This is a genomic window from Phyllobacterium sp. P5_D12, assembly GCF_054049495.1.
The window spans coordinates 1-1,090 of sequence record NZ_JBFUMG010000955.1 but is presented as its reverse complement, the minus strand read 5'-3'; the positions used below and the strand labels follow the sequence as shown (position 1 = coordinate 1,090).

At 56.6% G+C, this 1,090-nt stretch carries 1 protein-coding gene; it reads right to left on the bottom strand.

What is annotated here, in order from left to right; all coding sequences use genetic code 11:
- The coding region (locus tag ACXJ5O_RS27940) for a (5-formylfuran-3-yl)methyl phosphate synthase (RefSeq protein ID WP_457302751.1) at positions 1-973 on the bottom strand (973 nt) is incomplete at its 3' end.
- Positions 974-1,090 lie beyond the last annotated feature (117 nt).

Genomic DNA, 1,090 nt, shown 5'->3' with positions numbered 1-1,090 from the left:
CGATATGGCCGCGGGCGACGATGGCACGAATGCCGTCCATGATGAGATCGTAGGAAACGACGTGGCGCATGTCTTCCGGATTGCGCGTCACCCGCAGAACATCGGCCGACACATCGAAACGCACCTTCTGCGCCTTGCCATGTTCGAAACTATAGGCGCCGATATGGACGGGCAGAACGAAATCACGGACGAATATCTTGTCGGTTCCAAGTCCGGCCTCAGCAGGATCCGGGAAGTAGCCGCGCGCGGCGAGCAACTTGTAGTCGACGCCTGGAGGGGCGCTCGCCTCAAGAGCCTCCGGGATCAGGCCGCGAATCTTCGCTGTTGCCTGCGCATCGATCGGCGCGGTGCGATCGAGACCTGAACACAGCGCACCGCGGAAACCGAGAAAATCCGGGGCATATGACAACAGGCGCGGGATATCCGGCGCTTCGAGCGATCCGGCAACGCCAACCTTCAATTCGTGCGACTGGCCATCCTTGATGAATTTGCCGATCTGGTCAGGTGTCATGTGGTCGAGCAACCGCCCTTTCGACTTGTCGGCCGTGTCGATCATCACGCCGTGAAATCCAGCGGAAGAGAGCTCCGCAAACAGATTTTCGCTGTATGTGTCGCGGTAGTCGGCAAAGAGCACCGCGATCAATTTTTTGTGTGACGCAAGCGGCTTCAGCGCTTCCAGACAGTCGGCTAAATTGCCTGACTCGAAGAGCCCGATCTTGATATAGTCCACGCCGGTTGCGGCGAATTCCTCAACCTTTGTGCGAACGACTTCAGGTTGCATGGGAAGATCGCCGCAAGCGGCACTGACGGGCCGCCTTCCCGCAATAAAATCGATAACTTCCAAAAGCTTGGGCAGTGCAACCGCGCCCAGCGCGCCGTTCGCCGGATCCTTCAGATCGATGATATCCGCACCATTCTGGAAGACGATTTCCGCCTCAAGAACATCCTGAACACTCGCCAGCATTTGTGTCATCAGCATAGCCCCCGAGACAGATTGGAAATCTTGCCTGGTGTCAAAGAAAAGTTGACACCGAGGGTTGAGATTATGGCGCGGTTGTTTAAAAACACTATGGGCACCTCTGTTCTTAAG